Consider the following 26153-nt stretch of genomic DNA (forward strand, 5'->3'; position numbering starts at 1 on the left):
TCGTTGATCGGGTGGCCATCGCGGTCCGGCCGTTTCATTTCGGCGCACCTGCCAAGACAGCACGTAGGTTTTCCCGTAAAGCCCCGCGCGGCCGCCCGCCCCGAAACGGCATGGCGCTGCGCCAGTCCGCCCAACCCTCCTGGAGTCGACGCATGAAGAATCGCGATACGTCTACGCGTCTTGATCACGCAACGGGTGCGCCCGTCACCGACAATCTGAACATCGAAACGGCCGGCCCGCGCGGTCCCGCGCTGCTGCAGGATATCTGGCTGATCGAGAAACTCGCGCACTTCGACCGCGAGGTCATTCCCGAACGACGCATGCACGCCAAAGGATCGGGCGCGCACGGCGTATTCACGGTGACGCACGACATCTCGCGCTACACCAAGGCAAAACTCTTTTCGGAAGTCGGCAAGGCAACGCCGGTATTCATGCGCTTTTCGACCGTCGCCGGCGAGCGCGGCGCCGCGGATGCCGAGCGCGACATCCGCGGCTTCGCGGTGAAGTTCTATACGGAAGAAGGAAACTGGGACATCGTGGGCAACAACACGCCCGTGTTCTTTTTCCGTGACCCGCTGCGTTTTCCCGATCTCAACCACGCGATCAAGCGCGACCCGCGCACGGGACTGCGCAGCGCAAACAGCAACTGGGACTTCTGGACGCTCCTGCCGGAAGCGCTTCACCAGGTCACGATCGTCATGAGCGACAGGGGTATCCCGCGCAGCTATCGCCACATGCATGGATTCGGCAGTCATACGTTCAGCCTCGTCGATGCCGACAATCGGCGAACGTGGGTGAAATTCCACTTCCGTACGCAGCAAGGCATCGCGAATCTGACCGACGGCGAAGCCGAACAGCTCGTGGGCAAGGATCGCGAAACGCATGGCCGCGACCTTTACGAAAGCATCGAACGCGGCGACTTCCCGCGCTGGACCCTCTTCATTCAGGTGATGAACGACGATGAAGCCAGGGCGCTGCCGTTCAACCCGTTCGACCTGACCAAGGTCTGGCCGAAAAGCGATTTCCCGTTGATCGAGGCAGGCGTGCTCGAATTGAACCGCAACCCGGGCAATTATTTCGCCGAGGTCGAGCAGGCGGCGTTCTCGCCCGCGAACGTCGTGCCCGGCATCGGCTTCTCGCCGGACAAGATGCTGCAGGCGCGGCTGTTCTCTTATGGCGACACGCAACGTTATCGGCTGGGCGTGAACTTCAATCACATTCCCGTCAATGCGCCGAAGTGCCCCTTCCACAGCTACCACCGCGACGGCGCCATGCGCACCGACGACAACCTCGGCGGCACACCGTCCTACTACCCGAACAGTTCCGGCGAGTGGGAAGTGCGGCCCGGTCTTCACGAGCCGCCGCTGCGGATCGAAGGCGACGCCGCACATTGGGACCACCGCGTGGACGTCGATCACTTCGCGCAGCCCGGAAATCTGTTTCGCCTGATGAGCCAGGCGCAACAACAATTGCTGTTCGATAACACCGCTCGCCAGATGGCCTCCGTCCACGCGCATATCCAGGAGCGCCACATCGTCAATTGCGCGAAGGCCGACCCCGAGTACGGCGCGGGCGTTCGCGAGGCGCTGGCAAGAATCGGGGCAACGACTGCGACGAAGTAGCCGGCCATTCGCGTGCGGCGTCCGCCACGACGCCGGCATCCGCTCACATTTCGATGGAGAACCGTCATGTCGCAGGTCATTCAGGATGTCGCCGTGCCCGACAGTCAGCTTGCGCGGGAAATTACCGAGTTCGTGCGCGACACGTCCACCCCGCTGCTCTTTCATCATTCGAGCCGCGTCTATTTGTTCGGCGCCCTGGAGGGCGCGCGCCGCGGCCTGAAATTCGATCCGGAACTGTTGTACGCGGGCGCCATGTTCCATGACATCGGCCTCACCGGCGCATACAGCAGCGCCACCGAACGCTTCGAAGTCGACGGAGCCAATGCGGCCCGCGAGTTTCTCTCGGGCCGGGGCATCACCGCGGCCGACATCGATCTCGTCTGGACGGCCATTGCGCTGCATACCACGCCGGGCATTCCGCGCCATATGCACCCGGTCGTTGCACTGGTGACCGCCGGGGTCGAGATGGATGTGCTCGGACTTTCATACCACGCGTTCTCGCACGAGGAACGCGAAGCCGTGACGCGTGCGCATCCGCGTCCGCCGCACTTCAAGGAAGAAATCATTCAGGCGTTCTACAACGGCATCAAGCACAAACCGGAGACCACGTTCGGCAACGTGAAAGCCGACGTGATCGCCGACAAGGAGCCTCATTTTCATCGGGGGAATTTCTGTTCCGTCATCCGCAACTCGGCATGGCCGGGTTGACGATGCGGTGTCCCGCGCATCGATGCCCGGCCAGTCGCGCCGCGCCAACCGATCGCGACCGCATGCTGGTCCGCACAGGCAGAAAACACCGGCGATCGCATCGTGCGAGACGGCAGGCCGGTGTCCATCAACGGAATCATTCACACTGAGGTGAACATCATGGGCAAGCTTGCAGGGAAAGTGGCTGTTGTAACCGGTGCATCGAAGGGTATCGGTGCCGCCATCGCCAAGGCGCTCGCGGCAGACGGCGCGTCGGTCGTCGTGAACTACGCAAGCAGCAAGGCCGGCGCGGACGACGTCGTGTCCGCCATCACCACGGCCGGTGGGAAAGCCGTTGCCGTGGGCGGCGACGTGTCGAAGGCGGCCGACGCGAAAGGCATCGTCGATGCGGCGATCGAAACGTATGGCCGCCTCGACATCCTCGTCAACAACTCGGGCGTCTACGAGTTCGCACCGATCGAAGCGTTCACGGAAGCGCAATACCGCAGGCAGTTCGACATCAACGTGCTCGGGGTCTTGCTCACGACACAGGCCGCCGTCCAGCACCTCAGCGAAGGCGCCAGCATCATCAATGTCAGCTCGGTCGTCTCGACGCTCACACCGGCGACGACCGCCGTCTACAGCGGCACGAAAGGCGCAGTGGATTCCATCACGGGCGCGCTCGCACGTGAACTCGGGCCGCGCGGTATTCGCGTGAACACGATCAATCCGGGCGTGATCGTGACCGAAGGCGCGCAAAGCGCCGGGGTGATCGGGTCGGAGTTCGAGCATTCGGCGGTCAGCCAGACGCCGCTCGGGCGCGTGGGCAGACCGGACGACGTCGCATCGATTGCGGTTTTCCTCGCCTCCGACGACGCAAAGTGGCTGACGGGCGAGCACATCGTCGCCAGTGGCGGCATGCGCTGACGCAGGTTCGCGAAACCGCGGGCGTACGGTCGGCCTCGACATCGACAAACAGAAATGTGACGGTCGTTCCGGATCGCCCGCGGTTCAGTGGGTTGCCGCGTGAAATCGAAGCGTGACGACTGCAGTCGCTGAAACGAAACGACGATGCCCACACTTCCAGAAGCGTGACCCGCATGCGCGGGTCGCTGCTCGCCGCCACGCTGCAAACCGGCGGACGCCGGTGCGACGAGCCGTTTGCGATCGCCAGCTCGACATCATGCTCCGTATTGCCCTGCCGCCACAAAGCAGCCATTCGAATCGCGGCTTAAAGCTTCAACTTTCTATTTGCCCACTCAACGCACGTACGCTTTATCCAGACGCATGCTGCATTGCCAACTGCCCAAGCGGGATTCATGTCAAAGGCAAAACGCGCCGGGCAACGGTATAACCAAGCGAAATTTCCACATCAGGTGCATGTTGACAGACATCGGGATCGTTCCATGCACTTGCCAGCGGTAGCCAGCCTGACAGAAAGCCTGTTCCGCCGCAGATGGCGCCCCCACCGTCGCCGCCGAACGTCAGTCCCGGCTGGGTCGTCAACTCCATCTTGTACGGATCGGAGGCAATGTGCAGACCGAATGCGTTCGCGACGCGATGGAATTCCCAGTCACGACGAAAGCCAGCCTCTGGCCGTTCAAGCTGGCCGGAGGAGAGAGCCCACTGGCGTCGCCACGTGGCTTCCTCGGGGCTGATGTCGGTTGGATAGCGATCGCAGGGCACATGATCGCCCCACCGAAACAGCGTGGTCGCGCCAGTACCGCAGAGATATTCCCATTCGTCCGGAGTCGGCAGACGAAATCCCGCTTCGATGAAGTTCGTCGCAATTGCCGCATGTGACAGGTCGTTCTCATCGGCCCGTTCAGCGATGATGTGACCGCTATCGGTGACTGTCACACGGGTGGTGACGTCACCGAAGCTGGTCACGCCGCGCGGATGCTGCTGCAACAGCGCCTGCACTTCTGCATCTGAGGAATCGATCTGCCGCCAGCCCACCTCCGCGTATTGATTTTCGACCAGTAGCGGAGCCACTGTTGCGGTCCTGATCTCGCTGGTACGGGCGTCGACATAATCGTGCAACGATTCTTCGATGCCGTATTCCTGAGCGGTATCCCGCCAGCTTTCGATCATGTCGGGTGTCGGTGTCCAATTGGCTACATCAAAGCCTAATTGGACGGTGTTGCCCGGAATTAGCGAGAAACGTGCTGTCCCTAGAGTGAACTGAGCTATTTCACATTGTCGGCCCGCGAGCTCGAATGAGCGAACCGCGTCGAAAGCAAACCCGGTGGGCAAACCTTGTGCAAGTTCGTACGATGCGCGCTCTCGTTGAGAAGGCGATGCATGCTGCCATTCGGAAAAATTGTCATACAAAGCCATCTCGGAACTCTCTTGGTGAAGTGACTGTGTCTTTTGCCATGAAATGGTATGACTCTAACTCGGCCCCAGAAATGATTAGTCGCAATCGCGGGCGAGACTGCCAAAAACTGTCACGAATGGTGTTCGTTGCAGGTCGAATTGTCGGCGATGTAGGGCGTAATGGCGGATGTCCGTAACTGGCTGAATAGCGCCAGACATTCGCCACCCTGCTACCGCCCTTCGAATCCGAACGGATTGAACTCCGGCATTGATAGACTTGTGCCCGACGCTTTCGCCCCTGAACACCTCGTATCGATGCCCCCAAAGTCCAGCCAGGCTGACGTGCGTGATTTGAGGAACCAGTGGCAAAGCGTCTTGGCGGCTGCCAAAATGGCGCCCCCCGCAGCCGCCTGCGCCACGACGGCGAGCGTGCCAAGTAGCCGCAGCCGCGCGGGAAGTCTCGACCAAGCGGCACCCCAAGCCCTGCGTCGATCATCAGAGGCGTATCTAACAGGTCATCGCTTTGAAATTGTCATTTGAAGTTCTCGAAGTGCTCGATGCCATAGACCGGACCGGCACGTTCGCGGAAGCGGCCTCGCTGCTTCATCGCGTACCGTCTGCACTGACTTACCTGGTGAAAAAGACAGAGGCTGATCTTGGCGTCGCCCTGTTTGATCGCAACGGCCGGCGTGCGCAGCTGACGGAGGCTGGGCAACTGCTCGTCGAGGACGGTCGTCGTTTGCTGCGAGCCGGGCAGAATCTGGAGAGCAAGGTTCGAAGTGTCCATGCGGGTTGGGAGGCTGAGCTCAGGCTGTGCGTCGACGAAATACTTCCGTTGCCTTCGTTATGGCCGTACGTGCGTGCTTTCTACGAACTGAATATGACGACACGGCTCCGTTTATCGACCGAAGTGCTCGGCGGCGTATGGGACGCGCTCGTGACGGGGCGTGCGGATATCGCGATCGGCGCCGCGGGAGAGCCGCCACACGCGCCCAACATTGCAGCAAGGCCCATCGGCCTGTTACGTCACGCTTTCGTCGTGGCGCCTGATCATCCGCTTGCCGTGAACGAAAAGCCACTCGACAGCGGCACAATTTCAAGTCACCGCGGCGTCATCATCAGCGATACGTCGCGTGACCTCGAGCCGAGATCGGTGGCCATTCGTGACGGACAACCGGTCATCGTCGTACCGAACCTGGCCGCCAAAATCGACCTCCTTTGCGAAGGCATGGCCGTCGGCATGCTGCCCGCGCCCGTCGCCGAGGAGTTGATACGCCAGGGCAAGCTCGTGGAGTGCCAGGTAACAGGCGTGCGGTCGCACACGAACTGCTACCTCGGCTGGCGCGAGGATAAGACAGGGCGTGCGTCGAGATGGTGGATCGAACAACTGGATCAGGTCGATCTGATATCCAGGCTTTTCAGCGCGGGCCGCATCGCTACCTGAAGCAGATGCCCGTCTCGCACCTCGGCGCCGACTCGCCGGATGGGGAGGACAGGAGGCCATAAATTATGGCTCGAAGATGTCTACGAAAGGCTGGCCGGTCCAGGCGCCATCTGCTCGGAACCCGGACGGAGTCAACTTAATTTCGTTTGCAGGATGGTGATATGCATCAGCTGGAAAAGTACTATCCCGGTGACGCGAGTTGGCAACGGTTCGTTGCCGTATTCGGCAATTCAAAATCCAGGCAAGAAGTCAGGGATCTCGCGCAATCACTCAATGGTGACATCGACCTCGCGACAGTCATCTATGAAGTCGTCGGCCCGGGCTACGGCAAGTGGATCCACGAGAAGGTGCCTGCGATGGACGATCTCACGGCGGTCGATTGCATCCGCGACCCAGAGCTGCTGAAACGGCTGCGCACGACCTTGATGCGTTTCCCCAGTTAGGACCTAACTGGATCATTTGGTGATGCTGACCTGCCCCCTGCAAACAGGGCCAACCGGAGTCTAGTAAAGTTCAGGCGATCTTTGCCTTGTTTGGGTTGCGAGAATATGGATTTCGCCGCAATTGAAGATGGGAATCGAGTCGAGACAAGCGAATCTCAGATAGATCGGCCAACGCAGCGGTAACTTGTAAATATGCTGAACGCGTGATGCCCGCAACGAGGCAAGCCTCAGCGTTGACTCCGACAAAGGGATGTCGATCCCTGCGGCCGGCGTCGACGGCCGCAGGGAATCACCTGCGTTGCCCAACCCAATACACGATATACATGCAGTTTTCACTCGATAGAGTTAGAACTTGTGCCGAATGCCGATCCGTGCCGCAGTCTGAAAACTCGTGCTGGACGGTGATCCGAGCGCTGCTTCGATTTGCGCGCCGTGTGCATGATCGTGCGCGAGCGCCCCGACGAAATACACGTCCGTTCGCTTGGAAATGAAGTAATCCGCCCCGATGGTCACCTGGTTCGCGCTGCCGACGCCGTTGTTGCGCTGTTGGAACTGGAACCCTGCTCCAAGCGAAATATCGGGCTTGACGAAGTAAGTCATGCCACCGTCGTAGGTCAGCGCCCGAGCCTGGGTGCCGCTGCTCAACTGAACATCGGTCACGACAGCAAAAATCTGCGCTTTCCCCAGGCTGTAGGTTGCACCGCCGGCGTATTCGGTCAAATTCGCTGAAGTCGTCGCGTTATGCTGCTTGAAATACGACAGCGATGCGGCGAGCCCGCCTTGGCTGTAGTTCAGCAGAAAGTTCATCGAGCTGTTGGTGCCCAACGAGCCGGCGACGTTGCCGAAACCGTACATCGCCCCGACACTGAAGCCCGAAATCGTCGGCGAAAGATACTTCACCGAGTTATTGACATTGTCGCCCCACAGCCGGTTGTCCAGCGTATAGCCGCCAGCCGCATACGCCGGAATGCCCCACGCGAGGATCCCCGCTGCCGTATTTCCCGCAATCGAGTACGCCGGAAAGATATCGCCGATGAAGTCGTATTGCCGCCCGAGCGTCAGCGTCCCGAACCGCCCGTCAACGCCGACGAAGGCTGCACGATTGAACAGGAGCCCGCTTTGCGCCAGGGCCCCGTTGGAAAGTTGAAAGCCGCTTTCGAGCGTGAAGATCGCCTTGAGCCCGCCACCCAGGTCCTCTTTACCCGTCAGCCCCCAGCGATCTCCCTGCGAAGACCCGGACGCAAACTGCACGAGCGCGCCATGTCCGGTGCTCGATGTCGCATTGTTCGTGTACGTAATACCCGCATCCACCAGCCCGTACAGCGTCACTGAGGACTGTGCATGTGCCACGCCGCATCCGACCGCGGCGCACACCACCATGCTTCGCTTGATGACCGTATTCATATCGCTTTCCTAATTTTATGCGTAGCTTTCGTTGACGAAAATGACTGAGGAAAACGTCCCGCTGGAAATGCATCGGAATCGTTTGGTCAATGGGCAGGCGTGTCCGGGTAATCCTCCAGCTTGCCTCGCTACAACGAACGGCCTCAGCACGTCCGCTTCCCACTGCGCGTCTACTCTATGAGCACCGTTTTTTGAGCCCCATCGTTAGAAATATCGACAGGGAAAACTTGACCTGAGCCCGCGCTCAAGAAATTCAGGCGCCCTCGCGAACACCCCTTCCGATCTGCAATAGGCAGTGGACCTGACTGCGGCATGAATACAACGGACAGGCAATGGCAGTGCAGTTCGTTGCTGATCGGGATTTTTTGCCCTGCTATGCTTGATGTGTAATGCGAACCAGTCTTTCGAGGCTGTTGCGCATGCTGTCTCCCGATTCCACCTACCGATGAGGCACCCTTGAAGCCACAAGTTCACGATCTCACGCTCGACGAACTCCGACTTTTCGGTGACATCATCGGGCGGCTCGAGGAGCTCGGGCCGATCGTGGATGTCAGGCGTGTCGTTTTGTCAGACTTGACCCGGCTGCTGCGATCCGATTTCTGCGTCTCCTACAACTGGGATGCCGAAAAAGGGATGTACGCCGACCCGATTGCAGTCAATGTCGACTCGGATCACGTGCGTCGCTACACGAGCTGGTACCAGCACAATGACCCGATGACGGCGCAACTCTGCAAGCGGCGCAGGGCCACGTTGGTGGAAGAAGTGATGGACCGGCCTGCCCTGGAGAATAGCGAGTTCTACAACGAGTTTCTCGCGCACGACGGTTTGCATCACGGGATCAACGTGTTTGTCTTCGACGGCGAACGCCAGCTCAGCGACCTGAGAATCTGGCGAACGAGGAATCGGCCTGAGTTCGAGATGCGCGACAAACTCGTGCTCGATGCGATCGAGCCGTTCCTTTGCCGCGCGATCAAACGCCGGGCAGGCAGCGCGACAGGGCTCACGGACCGTGAGAGCGAGATCGCCCAGCTGGTCGCAAAGGGTTGTACCGATCAGGATATCGGCCGCCTTCTCTGCGTCAGCCTGTCGACCGTGCGCACCCATTTGCGGCGGATCATGGACAAGAAGGGATTCTCCAACCGCGCGGAGCTTGCTGCCTCCGTCGCCGCGGCCGGAACGCCCCTGCCGTCATGACGATTGAACGGCGCGATCGACGGCCACGTACGCGCGACGCGGCGAATCGTCCGATACAAGAGACTAAACCGCCAGTACCGCTTCGAGCCGGTCGCGCGACACATCGATCGAGTCGCCCGACAGCACGACCTCTCCATGATCCAGACCGATGAAATGGTCGGCGATCGACGTGAGAAACGTCAGGTTCTGTTCGACGACCACGAACGCCGCGCCTTCCTCGATTCGAGACCGGATCACGGATGCCATCCGCTCCAGGTTCTCCTGCTGAACACCTTCCGACGGCTCGTCGATCAGCGTGAGCGGCGAACGCTCCGCGATGATCCTGGCGAAGGAAAGCAGCTTCTTTTCACCACCGCTCAACTTCCCGGCCGGTTGGAACAAGCGTTCCTTCAGCCGCGGAAAAACCCGGAACAGATCGTCGTATGCGTCCAGGCTTCGGGTCTTGAATCCGAGTGTCAGGTTGTCCGCGACGCTCAAATTGTCGAAGACGACCCGCTCCTGCGGCACATAGCTCACCCCCAGACGTCGCCGTTGATGCGACGGCACGTTGCCCACTTCGCCGCCGTTGACAGTGACCGTACCGGACGCTGGCTGGATGACGCCGGCCAAAGCGCGCATGAGCGTCGACTTGCCCACGCCGTTGCGGCCGAATACGCCCCGGACGCTACCCGCGGCCACCTCGCCGCTGATCCCCTTGAGTACCATCGTGTCGCCGTAGCCCGCGACGATCGACGAAAACATCAGCATTGCTTCTCCCCGCCGCTCGCTCATTTTCTTCCTCCCGAGTAGACGGCCTTGACGTCTTCCGACATCTTGATGCCTGTTGATCCACCAGAGCCTGAACGTATTCCAGGCAGGAGATCTCGCGCCGATCAATCGCATCTTTTGCGTCGACGACTGAAAGCTGCGGAAGGGTTGGCATCTACGTCTCTCTTACGTTTTGGTCTTCGTAGAATGCGCGCCCGCTTTTTTGTATCGCATCGTTAGAATTGACGACGCTGTCAACCCTCGCAACGTCGCCTTACCGCCCCCGAATCCGCCTCCAGGCCGCCGTCAGCGGCCTGGATCGCGCGATTCCCCGCAAAGGCCTGAAATCCACCGACACTTCTCCAGACGTTCAGACCGCGTCCATGTTCGAGACTGAACGCTTCGAGGTCGCGGTGGGCACCGTTTCCTCGAGAAACATCCCCACGAGCGCACTAACCAACGACACGCCCCCGACGATCAGCATCGGATAACCAAGACCGAATGTGTCGGCAAGCCCGCCTGCCACCACCGGCATCAGGACCCCACCGATGAGTTCGCTGACAGCGGTGGGAACGCCTACGGCGGAGCCGGTCAGCGTGGACGGCACGGATTCGCAGGGAATCACGGCAAGAAAGAGCGGTGCGATGCCGAAGCCGCAAATTCCGGCGGCAAAGAGGTTGCAGAACATGACGATCGGAGACGCGTGACAAAGAACGAACGCCAACATCAGGATTCCGTAGCAAGCCGCGGAAACGACGAGCACGATACGCCGACCAAGCCGATCGGACATCGCCGGAACGGCGATCATCCCGATAAATCCGCCGAAACCCCATCCGGAGATGATCAGGCCGACCGTGCCGAGGCTGAGGCCCACTACCTTGGTCAGATAGAGCGCGACAAACGTCGAGAAAACGAACAGGCCCGTCTGGAAAAGGGAGCCGATGACCGTGGTCAACCAGATGTTCTTGTATCTCAGCACGGTCAAGGGGCTGGCCGATGCCGATCGCGCCTGTTTATCTCGACTTGCCTCCGGCTTTCGCATGGTCTTGCCGATCAGGAACGTCAGCAGAAGCCCCGGGATACCGAGAACGAAAAACACCCACTCCCAGCGCATATGCATCACGAGCTGGGTAGCGATAATCGGTCCCAGGCCGATACCCAGAAGGGGAAAGAACGACTGATGGATGCCCAGATTCAAGCCGCGCCGACGCGGTGTCGATATTTCATCGATGGTCGCGACGCTGGCACTGAAGACGCCCCCCTCTCCGACGCCAAGGAGGCCGCGCACGAGCAGCATGCTGTGGAACGACTTGGCGACCCCGGTGAAGGATGTCATCACCGAGAAGAAAATCGAAGACCCGAGCAGAATCTTGCGACGCCCGTGGCGGTCGGACAGGCTTCCGAGCACCCATGTCGAAATGGCCCAGGTCAACGCAAGCACCGAGGCGATGGCGCCTGCCTGCGTGTTGTTCAGTTTCAGTTCCGGCAGCAGAACCGGGAACAGGTACACGATGACCAGACGGTCGAGACCCACGATGCCGAACAGCACCGCAAGAAAGATGACCATCTTCCATTCGTAGTTTCCGCCTTCCTTGTATTTCATATCGCCATCCTAACTATATCGTCGTGACTGAATGACCGTTGTTTCGAAGAAAAACCGCCAGGCCTACCCGGCCGCGAAACGAAACCCTCCGACCAGCCCGCCACGGAACGACATGGCGAGCCCGATGGTCCCGCTACCGATCTCCGCCGCTTCCCGCCAACCCGGACGGGCAGCCGCCGTCCGATGAAGCGGGATCATCGGCGGCCGTCTCCACCGGCGTTCTGTCGAGTATCTCGGCGACAGGGGGGCGCGGTCGCCGGTCGATCAGCAATCGCAGCACGTCGGGCCGCGAGTAATGCCCCACAGGATCGAAAACGCACTTCGACAGCGATTGCGTGCCGAGATCGATATTGGCGTAGAGCAAGCCTTCCGCGGTTTCGTCGATCTTGTCGAACAGCTCCGCCCCGTCGGGCCCGTAGCCAACGCTATGGCCACCGCCCGCCCGCAACAGCTGACGTTTGTCCTCGGTGTCGCAAAGATGCTCGACCATCTCCTCGGTGACGACTGTCGACGGCGCGAGGACGAAGCATCCGCCTTCGACGGCATAGGTCCGCGAAACCGCGTTGTTCACCTGGTAGCTCAATGCGCTGGCGAATTCATAGAGGGAAAAGCTCGGCCACGCGGCAACGTGGACCTGTTCGCCTTGCGCGTACATGGCGGCTTTGGTCAAAGGCTGCACGTGTTCGGCACAACACAGCGCGCCGAGCTTGCCCAACGGACTGTCGATCACGGTCAGGCCGCTGCCCTCCCCGTCACCGAAGACCGTCCGTTCGAGGTGGGTGGGCTTGAGTTTCTGTCGTTGCAGCAGGGTTTCGCCGTCGGGGCCGATGATCCATTGGGAGATATATAACGAATGGCCCTTGCGCTCCGAGAGGCCCATCACGACCGTGATGCGGTTTTTCCTCGCTGCGTCCCTCAGCGCATCGGCTTCCGGACTGTCGTAGCTCAGCGAATTGTCGAAGTAGCGCTGAACATAGCCCTTGCTCATATACCAGGCCGGGGTGCCGAGCCAGATGTAGAACGGGTAGCCGGGCAGCCACACTTCGGGAAAGGCGATCAGGGCGGCGCCGGCCTGCGCCGCCTCTTCAATCAGGCGGATGGACTTTTCGATTCCGGCCTGAAGATCGAGGAACGCCGGGGCGGCCTGCACGACAGCCGCCTTATATTGGGGATGGTTGAGAGCCAAGATACTCCTCCACGACTCGCGGGACGGGACGCCCGCAACGTTGTAGAGGAAGTGTCCGGGGCCAATATGGCGGACGCTTGACTCTGACAGAACAGGATTTTTACTTATGCTGCCAGCCGGCGGGATTATCGCGCGGCCCGCTCAGGGGCGATTCAACCAACGTCGCGATGCGTCGCACGGTAGTCGCGCGCGGACATGCCGAAGCGACGTCGAAACGTGCGACTGAAATGCGATGCATTATTGAAACCCCAAGCCATCGCAATATCGGTAATCGAGCGGTTAGCGTACGCGCGTTGCCGAAGCCACTCGCCGCACCCGTCGAGTCGGGCCGTAGAGATGATCTCGCCGATCGACTCTCCGACCTCGGCAAACAGCCGGTAAAGATAACGGCTCGATACCCCCAGTTCGTCGGCGATCTGTTCGGGTCCGAGTTCCGGTTCGCGAATACGGTCATGGATCAATGCACGTGCGCGAAGCAGATGCATCTCTTTCACGTTGGATTTGGGCAGCGAAACCGTGTTGAAATAATCCGCCAACGCCAGCGCGACCAGGTTCGCGGACACATCGCCAAGCCGCTCGCAACCGGTCATGGCGCCTTCGTCCGCCGAAAGCGCCCGGTGCAGGGACGCGATATGGTCCGCCGCGATCCGGCGTACCCCGGTGGCCGCGGGAATCCTCACCGCGGTGTGCTGCCGGCCGCACGGCACCCATTTCTCCAGTGCCTTGCGGGGAAAGCGGATCGTGTAATGCTGTCCGGAGAAATGCCAGACGAAACTGCGCGACGAATCGAACAGCACCATGTCGTCGGGGCCGACGAACGCGGTGCGGGCATCCTGCTCGATCGCGCCTCGCCCTTCGGTCTGGATCGACACGAGCAGGTAGTCGTCCGCCGTGCGCCGCACTTCGTCCCAGTCATGTGCCGCGACGTGATCGACCGCCGAGATCCGCGACACACACACGCCGTCGGTGTCCACGCTGGAAATCTCGCCATGAAATCCCTGCCCGGATTCGGTCCTGAAAACCATCGGGACGCAACTGGCCCGAACCTGATCCGACCATGCGAGAAGCCTGTCGTCACGATGGTAATGATCCGTGGTCGTCACTTGATTCATGGCACGAGGTTCCGGTGGCAGATACGCGAGAGCGTTATCGCGGACCATTGCGCATCCAAAATCCGGCGTCAATGCGCAATACCCCAGGACGGCCGCTTCGAAACGTAGCTGCGATCGAGCGCCTCCACCGAGCGACAACCGATGAGGGCAAGCGTCCGGTCAGTTTCCCGTTTGATCATCTCGATGACGTCGCTCACGCCGGCTTCCCCTCTGGCCGCCAACCCGTATAACGTAGCGCGCCCCAGCATCACGGCTTGGGCCCCCAGCGCGATCGCCTTGACGACGTCGGCCCCCGTCCGTATGCCGCTGTCGAGCATGACCGTCGCGCCCGCGATGCGCTCGACGATGTCCGGCAGCACGTCGGCTGTCGCCGGCAGGTCGGCGAGTTGCCTGCCGCCGTGGTTCGAAACGATGACGCCGTCCGCGCCGAGCGCGACACACCGCGCGGCATCGTCGGCCGTCACGATGCCCTTGACGAGGAGTTTGCCCGGCCATTCGTCCCGCAGACGGCGCAGGTCGTCCCAACCGAAACTCGCATCCATCTGCCGGCGCAGGATCGCGGCCTGCGAGGCCGTGTCCGATGCATCGTCCGTCGCGAAATTCCTCAGCTCCGGCATGCCGTTCATCAGGTAAGACCAAAGCCAGCGCGGGTGCGACAGTCCGTCGACGATCGCACGTGCACTGGCCTTGAACGGCATCGCAAAGCCGTTGCGAAGATCGCGTCGGCGAAAGCCGTTGACCGCGACATCGGTGGTAAGGATCAGGGTCGAATAACGCGCCGAGCGGGCACGATTGACCAGGCTCTTCGCGAGGTTGCGATGAACGACGTACAGCTGAAACCACAGTTCTCCGTCGGCCCCTTTCGCCACCTCTTCGATGGACATGTTGGAAGCCGTCGATAGCGCAAACGGAATACCGGCCTTGCCCGCCGCGCGCGCAAGCGCGAGGTCGCCCTTGGGCCAGAACGCGCTGTTGAGGCCCGTCGGCGCGATCACCAGCGGTAATGGAATCCGCCGGCCCAAGAGCGTCACCGACTGCGCTCGCGTGCTGACATCCGACAGCCGGCGCGGCAACAACTGCAATCCGTCGAACGCCGAACGGTTATGCGTCAATCCCGACTCATCGTCCGCCGCGCCTTCCAGATAGTCGAACACCATGCGTGGCAGCCGCCGTCTGGCTGCGTCACGATAGTCGCTGACGGAGAAAATGCCGGGAAATCCTGTTGTCATGATTGAGGTACTGTCAGATTGAATCGTGATGCGAAAAGTTCGAGGCGCGCTGCATGCCGGTTTCGCGCGTCTCTCTCGACCGTTCGATGCCGACGACAGCCGAGTAACGACGCAAAGTCGAAAGCTAGACGACCACGCTACCGACATAGTTTTCCGCCATGGACCTCGCCGCAGTCTCGGACGTGGTCACGTGCTCGAGCTCGGCGACCTGCAACTGCTGCTCGAACGGCGAGGCATCGTCGAGGCGATGCATCATGCGGGTCATCCAGTAGGAGAAATGCTCGGCGCGCCAGATCCGCTTCAGCGCAAGCTCACTGTACGAAGCGAGTTGCGCTTCATCGCCGGTCCGGTAATACGCGTCGAGTCCGCTGCTCAGGATCCGTACGTCGGAGACTGCCAGGTTGAGACCTTTTGCTCCGGTAGGAGGAACGATATGAGCGGCGTCGCCGGCAAGAAACAGTCGGCCGTGCTGCATCGTCGTCGAGACGAAGCTCCTCATGCCGACGATATTCTTCTGAAAAATCTTCCCGTCGACAACGCATTGACCATCGGCGGAGTCGACACGTGCATGCATTTCGGCCCAGATCCGGTCGTCGGACCAGTTGTCGACTGAATCTTTCGGGTCGCACTGGAAATACATGCGCTGAACTGTCGGCGAACGAGTGCTGACCAATGCAAAACCACGATCATGACGTGCATAGATCAGTTCGTCCGCGGACGGCGCACCTTCGACCAGAATGCCGAACCAACCGAACGGATAGACGCGCTCGAAATCACGCCGAACGCTCTCGGGAATCGCCGAACGGGACACCCCTTGCGAACCGTCGCATCCGATCACGAAATCACAGTCCAGCGTATGCGATTGCCCTTGATGCACGAACCGTATCGACGGGGCCGACGTGTCGATGTCGTGAAGCGAGACATCCGCGACACCAAACAGGATAGAGCCGCCCGCAGCAACGCGAGCCGCCACCAGATCCTTGATGACTTCGTGCTGCGCATAGACGGTGATGGCCCGCCCGGTCAACGCCTTGAGGTCGATGCGCCGCCGCTTTCCGTCGAACGCGAGTTCAAAGCCGTGATGCAACGCCCCTTCCGCCTTCATTCGTTCACCGACACCGGACGCTTCAAGCAGGTCCATCGTCCCCTGCTCGAGTACACCCGCCCTGATCGTCGATTCGATCTGCTCGCGTCCGCGGGTTTCGAGCACGACGGACTCGATACCCTTCAGATGCAAAAGATGAGAAAGAAGGAGGCCGGCAGGACCGGCGCCAATAATGCCTACTTGAGTGCGCATGCTATCTCCAACTGAAGGTACTGTCAGACGCTTTCCGTCATTCGGTTGAACATGAGCGACGCCGTTACGTGCTCTGCGCGGAGCGCGTAACCTACGTCGCCCTCGACACTGATCTCAAGCGCCCTTGATGGGCGGAATATGGCGACGCACGATCATCAGGCAGATGAACACCATCGCCATCGCGGCGCCCAGCATGCCCAGGTACGCAGACGCTCCACCCTGCGTGATCACGAAGGCCCCCGCAAACGCGCTGAGAATCGCGCCGAGCCGCCCAAACGCGAGCGCGGATGCGGTCCCGGTCGCGCGAATCTCGGTGGGATAGACATACGCGCAAAGGGCATACATCGTCGACTGAACCGCGTTCACGAACAGACCGTGCAACCCGATTCCGAACACGAGCAACGTCGTGTGGGCAGAGACGTCGAGACCGCGCAGGAAAAGTGCGCTCGCGCACGCCATCAGGCAACAGACGAGCAAAGGCCAGCGTGATCCGAACCGACCGATTGCCACCGCGCAGCTTATTGCGCCGAATACGCCGCCCAGGTTGTAGGCGGTAAGACCCGAACCCGCCACCGAAGGGCTGAGCCCCTCCCCTGCAAGCATCGTCGGCAGCCAGCTGAATGCGCTGTAGACCGCGATCAGGTTCATGAAGAAAGCGACCCAGATTGCAATCGTGTCGCGGCCTTGACCGTCCGCGAACAGCGCACGAAAGCCTGGACGCTGTACCGCTTTCTGTTCCTTCTGATCGGCGAACACGGCGTCCGGCTGAACCGAGCGGGACATGCGGGTCAACAGGTGACGCAGTTCGTTCCAGCGTTCCTGATGACGCGCAAGATAACGTGGCGATTCCGGCATGACGAAATACAGCAGGAGCGCCAGTGCGACGGGAAGCGTGCCGCCAATCAGAAAGAGCCCGCGCCAGCCGTAATGCGGAAGCACGACACTCGCGAACAGCCCCGCAAGCATGCCACCCAGCGGTACGCACACGATGGTTGCGGTCACGGCGAGCGTCCGCCGGCGAGCAGGCGTAAATTCCGCCGTCATGGTCGTCGCGCTCGGCAGTGCGCCGCCGATACCCAATCCCGCGAAAAAGCGCAGGATCGCAATGGTCGTGACGTCCGGCGACAGCGCGATCGAGCTCGTCGCCAGGCCAAATACCAGCACGCTCCCGATGATCGCCCAGCGCCGACCGAACCTGTCCGCGAACAGCCCGGCGAACGCGCTGCCGATGCCCATGCCGACGAGGCCGGCGGCAACGGCGGGCGCAAATGCGTTGCGCGTGATGCCCCATTCCTTGATCAGGCTGGGAATGGCGAACCCGATGAGTTGCCCATCGAATCCATCCATCACGATCGCAAGCGCGGCGAGCAGGACGACCGTTCGCTGGAACGCCGAGAACGGCCCATCGTCGAGGGTGCGGCCGATATCTACGGTCGGCAGACGCGGATTACGATCGTTCATTTCGCGCTCCCGGCCCGGCCGGCGAAGTCCGAATCGCAGTCCTGAGCAATTCGTTTTCCGGCGTGACGTTCGGACTCGAACCAGGTGCGATCGAGCGACGACTCGAAATTGATGACAGGCATTGCAGTCTCCTTAAGCCGATCGCTCGTCGTTCCAGGAGCGAAGGCATCTCAACGGTATCGGGTTGTTATTGTGTTCGTGCCCACCATCCGGAAGCCCATCGCATCCATGGCGAGCATCACGCGCGCTGACCGCGGCAACGATCAGAACGGATAGTGACGAGGCGTCGTTTGCACGGTGATCCAGCGCAAATCGGTAAATTCCGCGACTCCGGCTTTGCCGCCGAAATGCCCGAAACCACTGGACTTCATCCCGCCAAACGGCATCTGCGCCTCGTCGTGAACCGTCGGCCCATTGACGTGGCAAAGCCCGGACTCGATCCGCTTCGCTACCGTCAACGCACGCGCGACATCACGGCTGAAGACCGCCGCCGACAGACCATATTCATTGTCGTTTGCGCATGCGATGGCCTCGTCGTCTCCATCGACGCGGACGATCGCCTTGACTGGCCCGAACGACTCCTCCCGGTAGATATGCATGTCCGCCGTCACGTGATCGAGCAACGTGGCCGGCATCAGCGTGGTCTCGGATTTCCCGCCGCACACCAGGGTCGCGCCTTTCGCCAGCGCGTCGTCGATCAGGTCGTTGCATCGCCTGACGGTCGCCATGTCCACGACGGAGCCGAGGACGGCCGGGCCCTTTCTCGGATCGCCAAGCGGCAGGCTCTTCGCCTTCTCGGCCAGACGCGCGACGAATTCATCGGCGATCGCCGTGTCGACGACGATGCGTTCGGTGGACATGCAGATCTGGCCGGAATTGGCGAACGCGCCGAATGCCGCGCCTTGCACGGCGGCGTCGAGATCGGCATCGTGAAGCACCAGAAACGGCGCCTTTCCGCCGAGTTCAAGTACCGAAGGCTTCAGATACTTCGCGCACTGGGTCGCGATGATGCGGCCGACGCGCGTCGAACCCGTGAAGTTCACCCGTCTGACCGCAGGCTCGGCAATCAGCGCTTCGACAATGTCGCCGGCATTCGCCGGCGCGTTCGTGACGAAGTTCACGACGCCACGCGGCAGTCCCGCGTCCTGCAATGCCTCGATGATGAGGCCGTGGGTCGCGGGGCAAATTTCGGAACCCTTGAGCACGACGGTATTGCCGCACGCCAGCGGCAACGCAACCGCACGCACGCCCAGGATGACGGGCGCGTTCCACGGCGCGATCCCGAGCACGACGCCGGCGGCCTGCCGAACGCCCAGTGCGAGACTGCCGGGCACATCGGACGGAATCACTTCGCCCGAAATCTGCGTGATCATCGCAGCCGCTTCGCGCAGCCCGTCGGCCGCAAGCTTGACGTTGAAATCCGCCCACAGGCGGGACGCGCCCGTTTCGGTTGCCATTGCCAGCGCGAACGCGTCGCCTTTTTCTTCGAGCGCATCCGCGGCCCGATTCAGTAGAGCGCGTCGCTCGCCGGGGCCCATCGCCGACCATGCGGGAAACGCGGCGGCCGCCGCATGCACCGCCGCTTGTGCATCGGCGACAGTCGCGGCCGGCGCCGTCGAGGCAACCGTGTCGTCGAGCGGGTTGCGGCGCTCGAATGTCGCGCCGTCGCGAGCCATCGCACGCTCGCCGTTGATCAACATCGTTACCTGATTCATTACCGTCTCCTGGAATATTCTTGAAAAACCGGCCTGCCGAATCACCGGCTCGCGGTCAGGCCACGACAATTTCGACGACGCGTGTTTTTCCCGAAGACAACGCGTCTTCCAGCGCGGGCTTCAGCGACAGCGCGTCGCTCACTCGAACGCCTTCGCACCCCATGCTGTTGGCCAGGGAAACGAAATCCAGCCCTGGCAGGTCGGTGCCCTGTACCGGATCCGATGCGGCGAAGCCGAACACGGGCGCGAATTCCTGCAAGGCGGCGTAGCGCGAGTTATTCAGGATTACGAATGTGATCGGAAGATCGAGCTGGACCGCGCTATAGATCGCTTGCGGCGAATACATCGCCGAGCCGTCGCCGATGAGGCCGATCACGCGGCTGCCGGGTCTGGCCAACGCGACGCCTACCGCGGCGGGCATGCCGTAGCCCAGACCGCCGCTTGCCATCGTGTAGAACGTCTGACTGCGCGTGAACGGCAGATAACGTTGCATGACGGGGCGCGAACTGGGCGCCTCCTCGACCACGATATCGGTAGCGCGGCGGACCTCGGACAGCGTCTGCAACGCGTAGGCGACCGACATGACCGCGGTGGGCTCGGCGCGCTCGGCGGCCTCGCGAGGCGCCGGCAGCGGCCGGCCTCGCGGCGCCGGACGGGCGAGCAGGTCCGCAAGCCCCAGGCGAATGTTCGCCACCACCGACGTGCCGACCGGCGTCCACGCGGCGGTGGCCGGATCGTCGATGAGCTGGTACAACGCCGCACCGTCAGGCACATGCGGCCCACTGCCTTCGACGTGATACGCAAACGCCGGCGCCCCGACGACGAAGATCAGGTCATGCCCGTGCAGAATCCGGACGATTTTTTCGCGCATCGCCGGAAGGAATCCGGCGAAGAGCCGATGATCTTCAGGGAAGCTGCAGCGCGACGACATTGGCGCAACATAAACCCGCGCGTTGTGGCGCTCGGCAATCTGGATAACCTCGCTCCAGGCATCGGCGCGATCGAGCTCCGCGCCGACGACGATGGCCGGCCGCTGGCAGTGATCCAGCGCATCGCCGATCTCCGCGATCCGTTCCGGATCGGGGCGGGAGCGGGTGCTGACCCGTGTCGCCTCGACGAAGCCGGCCGGTTGATCCCAGTCGTCGACCGGAATGGAAACGAACACCGGGCCACGCGGCTCCTGCATCGCCACGTGGTACGCACGGGCGAGCGCCAGCGGCACATCCGCGGCACGAGCCGGTTCGATGCTCCATTTCACGTAGGGGCGCGGCAACTCTGTTGCCTGCGATGCCGACAGAAACGGGTCGAACGGCAGGATCGAGCGGGCCTGCTGGCCGGCGGTCACGATCAGCGGCGTGCGGTTCTTGAACGCCGTGAAGATGTTGCCCATCGCGTTGCCGACGCCGGCCGCCGAATGCAGGTTGACCAGCGCGGCGTTGCCGGTCGCCTGGGCATACCCGTCCGCCATGCCGACAACGACCGCTTCCTGCAAACCCAGCACGTACCGGAAATCCTCCGGGAAGTCGCGGAACATGGGCAGTTCGGTCGAGCCGGGATTGGCAAACACGGACGTCATGCCGAGGCGCCGCATCAAGTCCACGACGGCATCGCGAACGGTCGGCTGCCCACTTGTGTTTCGTTGCATCTCGAATCCTCTGCGGTTCGCCATTCGGGCTGGCGGTGATTGGATGAGCCGCAGTATGGGATTCGATACCTTGTTTGAAAATTGCCAATAATGCTCAAAGTCATTACATTTAAGCATGGCATCACCGAGTGGCCTGACGGCCCATTCAGGCCGGAAGCCTTACCGGGCGGGGCTGAGCGCCGCCAGCACCGGTTTTCCGGCAGCCGCCGCGAGCGTACGCGGCGGTGCCTTTCAGGGAAGACACCTAGCGCCGTCCAACCCGGGACCCTGTTCCCCCCTTTATTCCCTTTCAATCAGGTTCGCCGCGATGAGTTTCAATCTGCAGCAGTTGACGATGTTCACGACGATCGTGTCCGCCGGTAGCCTGGGACGAGCCGCGACGCTGCTCGACATGACCCAGCCCGCGCTGAGCAGATCGATCAAGCGGCTCGAGGAATCGGTCGGGGCGCCGCTGTTCGAGCGCCACACGAAAGGGATGCAGCTGACCGCGCTGGGCGAGGCATTGATGCCGCATGCCATGTTGCTGCAACGGGAAGCCGAACAGGCGCGCGAGGAACTGGACGCGATGCGCGGCCTCGCGAAAGGCGTCATCAAGGTGGGCGCGGTGGGCAGCATCGCGAGCCTCGTGCTGCCGATGGCCATCGCGTGCGTGCTCGAGAAATGGCCCAACCTGCGCGTCGAGGTGATCGAAGGCGTGTGGGATCGTCTCGTCGAGGGTTTGCTCGCTTACGAGATCGACCTGGCGCTCTGCACCTCGGGAATCGAAACCGACGAGGTCGCTGCGCTCTCCGATTGTTCATGGACCGACCGGAGTTTCGTGGTCGCGGCGACCGATCATCCGTTGCGCTCGACGCGCGGTCTGCGGCTCGAAGACACACTGACACAACGGTGGGCGCTCACGCCCAAGGGAACCGGACCTTATGCCCACATGCAGGAGACCTTCAGGGCCCGCGGTCTGCCGATGCCGGCCATTGCAGTCGAGACCCGTTCGGTGACCGTGCTCAAAAGCCTGGTAGCACGATGCGGCTTCGTCTCATGGATGGCCGAGCCGATGTACGACACCGAAAGCAAGGCTGGCGTCATTGACGCGCTGGACATCGAAGGCCTGGATGCGCAACGCACTCTGACGGCATTCCGGCGCCGGCGTGGCACGCTACCCGCGCCCGCCGTCAAGCTGCTGGACGAATTGCGTCACCTGACGGGATCTTTGCGCAAGGACGGGCAAAGCCTGTCTTGATGGCCGTGAATCGGGCGTGCCCGCGATTCGTGCGTTTTGGCATGACCCGACGCATACCCGGCCTTGTTCAATTGAAGTCGGCCCGGGTCTGGCGCCGCGTTTGCGCGTTGATGCGCCGTCGCCAGCAGTCGCCACCCAGGGAATCCTGATGAAAATGCATTGGTTCAAGCATCAAGCATCAAACATCCGGATCCGGAATCCGCGCCGACTGAATCACAACCAGCGTATCCCCTGCCTCGATCCTGCAAGGCGGATCCTCGTAGAACGAAAAAATCTTCCCGCACCGATCGAGCCCGACGACGATCGCACCCGGCACGACGTTCGTCATGCAGCCGACCTCTTGCGGCATCGCCTCGCGCTCCAGCAGCGTCGCGCGCCCGCGCGTCGACAGCATGTCGTTCACGAACGGCACGATATAGCGGCTATGCACGGCGTCCGCGAGCAGCAGCGCGCCGATCTTCGTCGACGACACGATCACGTCGGCGCCCGCCTGCCGCAGTTGCCGCTGGTACAGGTTCTCCTGGATCCGGACGACGATCTTCGTATCGGGCGCGATGCTGCGCACCGACAGCGTCAGCAGGATCGCGGTCGGATCGTCGGTCACCGAAATGATCACCGCCTTCGCCGAACGCACCTGCGCCTGCTGCAGCAGATCCTCGTGCGCAGGATCGCCGAGCAGCCCCGTCACGCCGAGCGACGTCGCGGCCTCGAGCGCCTGCTGCTGCGAATCGATCACGATGACCGTCGCCGGATCGACACCGCTCTCGAGCAATTCGCGCACCGCGATCGAGCCCGACAGGCCATAACCGCATACGACGATGTGATCGGACAATTGCTTTTGCAGGCGTTTCATGCGGAATTCCTCGACGACGCGCTGGATCACGAACTGATAGGCCGTGCCCAGGAAAATGAACCAGATGACGATGCGGATCGGCACGATGAAGAACGCATCGATGAGTCGCGCCCGTGCGGTGACGGGCACGATGTCGCCGTAGCCGACCGTCGCGACCGTGACCATCGTGAAGTACACGAGATCGGCGACGGTCATCGGCGTGCTCTTGGTCGAATCGCGCAACCCGTCGCGATCGAGATACAACACGAGGAACGCGAGCGTGCACAGCAGCACGACCGCGCCGAGACGGAACAGCAGCGTGCGGCGCGGCGACGTCGCGGGACGCGTGAACAACGTGCGTGCGCGCGGCGCCTGCCACGGATTGCGCGCGCGACGCAGGCGTGAGCGCAACGAGCGGCGCTGGGCGGAGGGCGATGCCAACGGGGAATCTCCTGAAGGATGCGGGCTCGATTCTACGATGGGTCGGCCACGACCGGCCGACGTCATCGCATCGATTCGTCCGTTACAGCATGCTGCGCGGCCGCACCATCGTGCCGTCGACGAAGCGCTGCGCGCGAAACGCCGACAGGTCGAGCGACGGCGCACCGGTGTCGATCCATTCGGCTAGCAGCCGCCCGACGATCGGCCCCATCGCGAAACCGTGGCCACAGAACCCCGTCGCAATCGCAAGCCCGGACGGCGTGCCCGGCGCGTCGATCACCGGAATGCCGTCGGGCAGCACGTCGATCAGGCCGGCCCAGGCCTCGACGATCTGCGCGTCCTTCAGCGCGGGAAAGATCGTCTTGAGTTTCGCGAGTGCACGCGGCGCATGCGCGCGATTCGGCTGCGGCTGCGGATCGCGCGGCTCGATCGGCCCGGTCGCACCGTTGATGCGCGCAAGCGCATCGCGCCAGGCAGCCCCGTTCACGTGCAGCCGGAATTTGTCGCGCTGCGACCAGAACTCCGGCCAGAACAGGCTCAACCCGCGCAGGTGGCCGAGCGTCAGGTCGACGTCGACCTGCATGTCGTCGGCGAGATTGATCGCGCCGTTCTTGCGCTGCCGGATGCCGAGGCCGTGCCCCCACACCGTCGATGCCGACACCGGCGGCACCACATTGGTGCGCATGCAGGTACCGCGGACGGCCTGCTGCGGCAGCCGGATGCCGACGCCGTCGAGCAGCCGGAAGCTGGTCGCGCCCGCCGCGCAGATCACGCGCCGCGTGCGGATCGTGCCGCGCTCGGTCACGACGCCGACCACCGCGCCGCCGGCCGTCTCGATCGCGGTCACGCCGCAGCCTTCGAAGAAGCGCGCGCCGGCCTCGACGGCACGCGCGGCGAACGCGGCAGCCACCCGGCGCGGCTCGGCCTGCCCGTCGGTCGCGGTATACAGCCCGCCGAGCGTGCGTGCCTGCGGCGAAAGGCCGCTGACGCGCTCGTCGATCTGCGCGCGCGTCAGCGTGCGCGTGTCGAGTCCGTGTTCGCGCGCGACCGCGAGCCAAGCGTTGAACGACGCCCAGTCCGTTTCGTTGTCCGCAATATAAAGACAGCCGCCCTGCCGCCATTCGAGATCGAAACCGAGGGTTTCCTCTAACGCTTCCCAGATCCGCATGCCGGCCATCATCAGCGGCACCTCGGCAGCTTCGCGGCCCTGCTGCCGCACGAAGCCCCACGCCCGTGTCGACTGCTGCCCGGCGATACGCGACTTGTCGAGCACGACGGCCTTCAGGCCGCGCAGACCCAGGTAATACGCGGCTGCGCAGCCCATGATGCCGGCGCCGGCGATCACGACGTCGGCGTCGGCCGGGAATGGCGAATCGCCAAGGGTCAGGGTATCGTGCAGCGGATAGGTGGTCGTCATTGTTTCCTGTCAGGGGTTAATGCATCCGGATACGGGCGGCGGTGGTAACGTCGTGACACACCTTTCACACAAACGCACCTTTCACCACGCTGAATAACGACCATTTTGCGGTAAAGTTATCTTTTCCGCGCGTGGCCGGTCGGCTCGCCCCTGGACGTCACGAAGACTGTCCGTCGAGACTGCCGCAAGGCGTCGTTCTGAACGTCACGATCCGTTCCCGTAGCATGACCACTGAAGCAATCACCACGGATTCCCTCGCGGTTGCCGAGCGCGTGCGCGAGCTGATGACCCGCAACGGCATCGGCAAGCGCCAGCAGACCACCGAGCTGTGCCGCATCCTCGACCTGAGCTTTTCGCAAGGCCATCGTAAGCTGCGCGGCAGCAGCCCCTGGACGCTCGCGCAGATCAAGAAAGTCGCCGAAGCGTACGGCGAACCCGCCGCGCAGCTGTTCGGCGCGCAAACGCTCGACCCCGGCATGGTCGGCGCGTATTCGCAGGAGGCCGTACTTTATGCGGGCGTCGCCGAGATTCCGTGCACCGCATGGATCGGTGCGCCGCTCGAAGCCGGCGCGCGCCCCGAATTCGTCGCATATGAGCAGAACGGCCGCTGGCGCGTGCTGCGCCACACCGGCGTGCTGTACCAGAACGCGTACGACGTGCACAAGATCGAGATCTATCCGCGCCGCGCGGAGAGCGACAAGCTCGTCGTCGCGGTGATCGACCCCGATCGCGTCAGCGCGACCGAGCTGTGCCGCTATCTCGAACGCCAGGGTTTCGCGACGGCCGCATTCGATGGCCTCGCGCCGTTCGTCGACGCGCTGCAGGGCCAGGCCTTCGACGCGGTCCTGACCGAATGGCTGTTCGACGACAGCACGGCCGCCACCGCGATCAAGGCCGTGCGCACGTCCGACAACCCGGGCGCGCCGATCTTCGTGCTGACGGGCGACCTGCTCACCGGCCGCGCGAGCGAGGCCGACATCAGTGAAGTGATCCGCGCGTTCGACGTCGTCTGCTACGAAAAACCCGCGCGCATGGCGATCCTCAGCGCCGATCTCGCGAAACGGCTCGCACGCGGGTAACGTCCCCGGGCCGTTCCCTGTGCGGACGGCCATCGTCCG

The 26153-nt window shown here is 62.4% G+C and carries 22 protein-coding genes; 8 read left to right on the forward strand and 14 right to left on the reverse strand.

What is annotated here, in order from left to right; translation table 11 throughout:
• Window positions 1–152: 152 nt before the first annotated feature.
• The 3 genes from AB3K92_RS17160 to AB3K92_RS17170 all read left to right on the forward strand — a co-directional run bounded on the left by AB3K92_RS17160 (window position 153) and on the right by AB3K92_RS17170 (window position 3236).
• Window positions 153–1622 carry a catalase gene (locus AB3K92_RS17160; protein WP_059622671.1) on the forward strand — a complete coding sequence of 490 codons (1470 nt, stop codon included), beginning with the start codon at window positions 153–155 and terminating at the stop codon, window positions 1620–1622.
• A gap of 66 nt (window positions 1623–1688) precedes the next feature.
• Window positions 1689–2330: an HD domain-containing protein gene (locus AB3K92_RS17165; RefSeq protein ID WP_021156918.1), complete on the forward strand. Its 642-nt coding sequence runs from the start codon at window positions 1689–1691 to the stop codon at window positions 2328–2330.
• 159 nt (window positions 2331–2489) lie between these two features.
• A complete protein-coding gene (locus AB3K92_RS17170; protein ID WP_059488155.1) occupies window positions 2490–3236 on the forward strand; it encodes a glucose 1-dehydrogenase in 747 nt (248 codons plus the stop codon).
• A 390-nt stretch (window positions 3237–3626) separates the two neighbouring features.
• Here AB3K92_RS17170 and AB3K92_RS17175 read toward each other — a convergent pair whose 3' ends face one another.
• On the reverse strand, window positions 3627–4649 hold the full coding sequence (locus AB3K92_RS17175; protein ID WP_124922631.1) for a hypothetical protein: 1023 nt from the start codon (window positions 4647–4649) through the stop codon (window positions 3627–3629).
• A gap of 502 nt (window positions 4650–5151) precedes the next feature.
• On the opposite strand from AB3K92_RS17175, the gene AB3K92_RS17180 reads away from it, so the two are divergent.
• A complete protein-coding gene (locus AB3K92_RS17180; RefSeq protein ID WP_021156915.1) occupies window positions 5152–6072 on the forward strand; it encodes a LysR family transcriptional regulator in 921 nt (306 codons plus the stop codon).
• Window positions 6073–6233: 161 nt separating this feature from the next.
• Entirely contained in the window at window positions 6234–6515 is a 282-nt protein-coding gene (locus tag AB3K92_RS17185; protein WP_048022521.1) for a hypothetical protein, read from the forward strand.
• A gap of 345 nt (window positions 6516–6860) precedes the next feature.
• Here the strand turns inward: AB3K92_RS17185 and AB3K92_RS17190 are convergent, their stop codons facing one another.
• Window positions 6861–7919 (reverse strand): porin, encoded by a 1059-nt coding sequence (locus AB3K92_RS17190; protein WP_318828215.1) that lies wholly within the window; start codon window positions 7917–7919, stop codon window positions 6861–6863.
• Window positions 7920–8375: 456 nt separating this feature from the next.
• Here AB3K92_RS17190 and AB3K92_RS17195 point away from each other — a divergent pair, with 456 nt between their 5' ends.
• A complete protein-coding gene (locus AB3K92_RS17195; RefSeq protein ID WP_318828216.1) occupies window positions 8376–9113 on the forward strand; it encodes a helix-turn-helix transcriptional regulator in 738 nt (245 codons plus the stop codon).
• 63 nt (window positions 9114–9176) lie between these two features.
• Here AB3K92_RS17195 and AB3K92_RS17200 read toward each other — a convergent pair whose 3' ends face one another.
• From AB3K92_RS17200 to mdlC, 10 genes are all read right to left on the reverse strand, one after another.
• Window positions 9177–9860, reverse strand: coding sequence for an ATP-binding cassette domain-containing protein (locus AB3K92_RS17200; protein ID WP_318828217.1), 684 nt, complete (start codon window positions 9858–9860; stop codon window positions 9177–9179).
• A 370-nt stretch (window positions 9861–10230) separates the two neighbouring features.
• Window positions 10231–11463, reverse strand: coding sequence for an MFS transporter (locus AB3K92_RS17205; RefSeq protein ID WP_205713781.1), 1233 nt, complete (start codon window positions 11461–11463; stop codon window positions 10231–10233).
• Window positions 11464–11596: 133 nt separating this feature from the next.
• Window positions 11597–12649 carry a carbon-nitrogen hydrolase family protein gene (locus AB3K92_RS17210; protein WP_318828218.1) on the reverse strand — a complete coding sequence of 351 codons (1053 nt, stop codon included), beginning with the start codon at window positions 12647–12649 and terminating at the stop codon, window positions 11597–11599.
• A 152-nt stretch (window positions 12650–12801) separates the two neighbouring features.
• Window positions 12802–13761, reverse strand: a complete 960-nt coding sequence (locus tag AB3K92_RS17215; RefSeq protein ID WP_162175278.1) for a helix-turn-helix domain-containing protein — start codon at window positions 13759–13761, stop codon at window positions 12802–12804.
• A 68-nt stretch (window positions 13762–13829) separates the two neighbouring features.
• Window positions 13830–14990, reverse strand: a complete 1161-nt coding sequence (locus AB3K92_RS17220) for an alpha-hydroxy-acid oxidizing protein (RefSeq protein WP_318828219.1) — start codon at window positions 14988–14990, stop codon at window positions 13830–13832.
• Between the two features lie 124 nt (window positions 14991–15114).
• On the reverse strand, window positions 15115–16287 hold the full coding sequence (locus tag AB3K92_RS17225; RefSeq protein WP_059650339.1) for a 4-hydroxybenzoate 3-monooxygenase: 1173 nt from the start codon (window positions 16285–16287) through the stop codon (window positions 15115–15117).
• A gap of 114 nt (window positions 16288–16401) precedes the next feature.
• The gene (locus tag AB3K92_RS17230; RefSeq protein ID WP_048022527.1) at window positions 16402–17748 is read right to left on the reverse strand and encodes an MFS transporter; all 1347 of its coding nucleotides are present in this window, start codon (window positions 17746–17748) and stop codon (window positions 16402–16404) included.
• On the reverse strand, window positions 17745–17870 hold the full coding sequence (locus AB3K92_RS17235; protein ID WP_369465485.1) for a hypothetical protein: 126 nt from the start codon (window positions 17868–17870) through the stop codon (window positions 17745–17747). Before AB3K92_RS17235 ends, AB3K92_RS17230 begins: the two co-directional genes overlap by 4 nt.
• A 141-nt stretch (window positions 17871–18011) precedes the next feature.
• A complete protein-coding gene (locus AB3K92_RS17240) occupies window positions 18012–19463 on the reverse strand; it encodes an aldehyde dehydrogenase (protein ID WP_059553629.1) in 1452 nt (483 codons plus the stop codon).
• Window positions 19464–19518: 55 nt separating this feature from the next.
• Window positions 19519–21108 carry a benzoylformate decarboxylase gene (gene mdlC, locus AB3K92_RS17245; RefSeq protein ID WP_369465487.1) on the reverse strand — a complete coding sequence of 530 codons (1590 nt, stop codon included), beginning with the start codon at window positions 21106–21108 and terminating at the stop codon, window positions 19519–19521.
• Window positions 21109–21415: 307 nt separating this feature from the next.
• Between mdlC and AB3K92_RS17250 the strand changes: the two genes are divergently transcribed.
• Window positions 21416–22345, forward strand: coding sequence for a LysR family transcriptional regulator (locus tag AB3K92_RS17250; protein WP_021156881.1), 930 nt, complete (start codon window positions 21416–21418; stop codon window positions 22343–22345).
• 178 nt (window positions 22346–22523) lie between these two features.
• Here the strand turns inward: AB3K92_RS17250 and AB3K92_RS17255 are convergent, their stop codons facing one another.
• Together AB3K92_RS17255 and AB3K92_RS17260 are read right to left on the reverse strand one after the other, a co-directional pair.
• Window positions 22524–23618 (reverse strand): TrkA family potassium uptake protein, encoded by a 1095-nt coding sequence (locus AB3K92_RS17255; protein WP_021156880.1) that lies wholly within the window; start codon window positions 23616–23618, stop codon window positions 22524–22526.
• 82 nt (window positions 23619–23700) lie between these two features.
• Window positions 23701–25035 carry an FAD-binding oxidoreductase gene (locus tag AB3K92_RS17260; protein ID WP_021156879.1) on the reverse strand — a complete coding sequence of 445 codons (1335 nt, stop codon included), beginning with the start codon at window positions 25033–25035 and terminating at the stop codon, window positions 23701–23703.
• Between the two features lie 224 nt (window positions 25036–25259).
• Between AB3K92_RS17260 and AB3K92_RS17265 the strand changes: the two genes are divergently transcribed.
• Window positions 25260–26114 (forward strand): helix-turn-helix domain-containing protein, encoded by an 855-nt coding sequence (locus tag AB3K92_RS17265; protein ID WP_006485970.1) that lies wholly within the window; start codon window positions 25260–25262, stop codon window positions 26112–26114.
• Window positions 26115–26153: the final 39 nt, after the last annotated feature.

The sequence above is a fragment of the Burkholderia sp. Bmkn7 genome, from assembly GCF_041103175.1.
In the GTDB taxonomy this organism is placed as follows: Bacteria; Pseudomonadota; Gammaproteobacteria; order Burkholderiales; family Burkholderiaceae; genus Burkholderia; species Burkholderia cepacia.

Excerpts from the sequence above, each read along its gene's own strand:
- AB3K92_RS17220 (WP_318828219.1), bottom strand. The coding sequence starts at position 14,990 with ATGACAACAGGATTTCCCGGCATTTTCTCCGTCAGCGACTATCGTGAC.
- AB3K92_RS17240 (WP_059553629.1), bottom strand. The coding sequence starts at position 19,463 with ATGAATCAGGTAACGATGTTGATCAACGGCGAGCGTGCGATGGCTCGC.
- AB3K92_RS17260 (WP_021156879.1), bottom strand. The coding sequence starts at position 25,035 with ATGACGACCACCTATCCGCTGCACGATACCCTGACCCTTGGCGATTCG.
- AB3K92_RS17250 (WP_021156881.1), top strand. The coding sequence starts at position 21,416 with ATGAGTTTCAATCTGCAGCAGTTGACGATGTTCACGACGATCGTGTCC.
- AB3K92_RS17170 (WP_059488155.1), top strand. The coding sequence starts at position 2,490 with ATGGGCAAGCTTGCAGGGAAAGTGGCTGTTGTAACCGGTGCATCGAAG.
- AB3K92_RS17200 (WP_318828217.1), bottom strand. The coding sequence starts at position 9,860 with ATGCTGATGTTTTCGTCGATCGTCGCGGGCTACGGCGACACGATGGTA.
- AB3K92_RS17235 (WP_369465485.1), bottom strand. The coding sequence starts at position 17,870 with ATGCCTGTCATCAATTTCGAGTCGTCGCTCGATCGCACCTGGTTCGAG.
- AB3K92_RS17160 (WP_059622671.1), top strand. The coding sequence starts at position 153 with ATGAAGAATCGCGATACGTCTACGCGTCTTGATCACGCAACGGGTGCG.
- AB3K92_RS17230 (WP_048022527.1), bottom strand. The coding sequence starts at position 17,748 with ATGAACGATCGTAATCCGCGTCTGCCGACCGTAGATATCGGCCGCACC.
- mdlC (WP_369465487.1), bottom strand. The coding sequence starts at position 21,108 with ATGCAACGAAACACAAGTGGGCAGCCGACCGTTCGCGATGCCGTCGTG.
- AB3K92_RS17215 (WP_162175278.1), bottom strand. The coding sequence starts at position 13,761 with ATGAATCAAGTGACGACCACGGATCATTACCATCGTGACGACAGGCTT.
- AB3K92_RS17205 (WP_205713781.1), bottom strand. The coding sequence starts at position 11,463 with ATGAAATACAAGGAAGGCGGAAACTACGAATGGAAGATGGTCATCTTT.
- AB3K92_RS17190 (WP_318828215.1), bottom strand. The coding sequence starts at position 7,919 with ATGAATACGGTCATCAAGCGAAGCATGGTGGTGTGCGCCGCGGTCGGA.
- AB3K92_RS17185 (WP_048022521.1), top strand. The coding sequence starts at position 6,234 with ATGCATCAGCTGGAAAAGTACTATCCCGGTGACGCGAGTTGGCAACGG.
- AB3K92_RS17175 (WP_124922631.1), bottom strand. The coding sequence starts at position 4,649 with ATGGCTTTGTATGACAATTTTTCCGAATGGCAGCATGCATCGCCTTCT.
- AB3K92_RS17265 (WP_006485970.1), top strand. The coding sequence starts at position 25,260 with ATGACCACTGAAGCAATCACCACGGATTCCCTCGCGGTTGCCGAGCGC.
- AB3K92_RS17225 (WP_059650339.1), bottom strand. The coding sequence starts at position 16,287 with ATGCGCACTCAAGTAGGCATTATTGGCGCCGGTCCTGCCGGCCTCCTT.
- AB3K92_RS17165 (WP_021156918.1), top strand. The coding sequence starts at position 1,689 with ATGTCGCAGGTCATTCAGGATGTCGCCGTGCCCGACAGTCAGCTTGCG.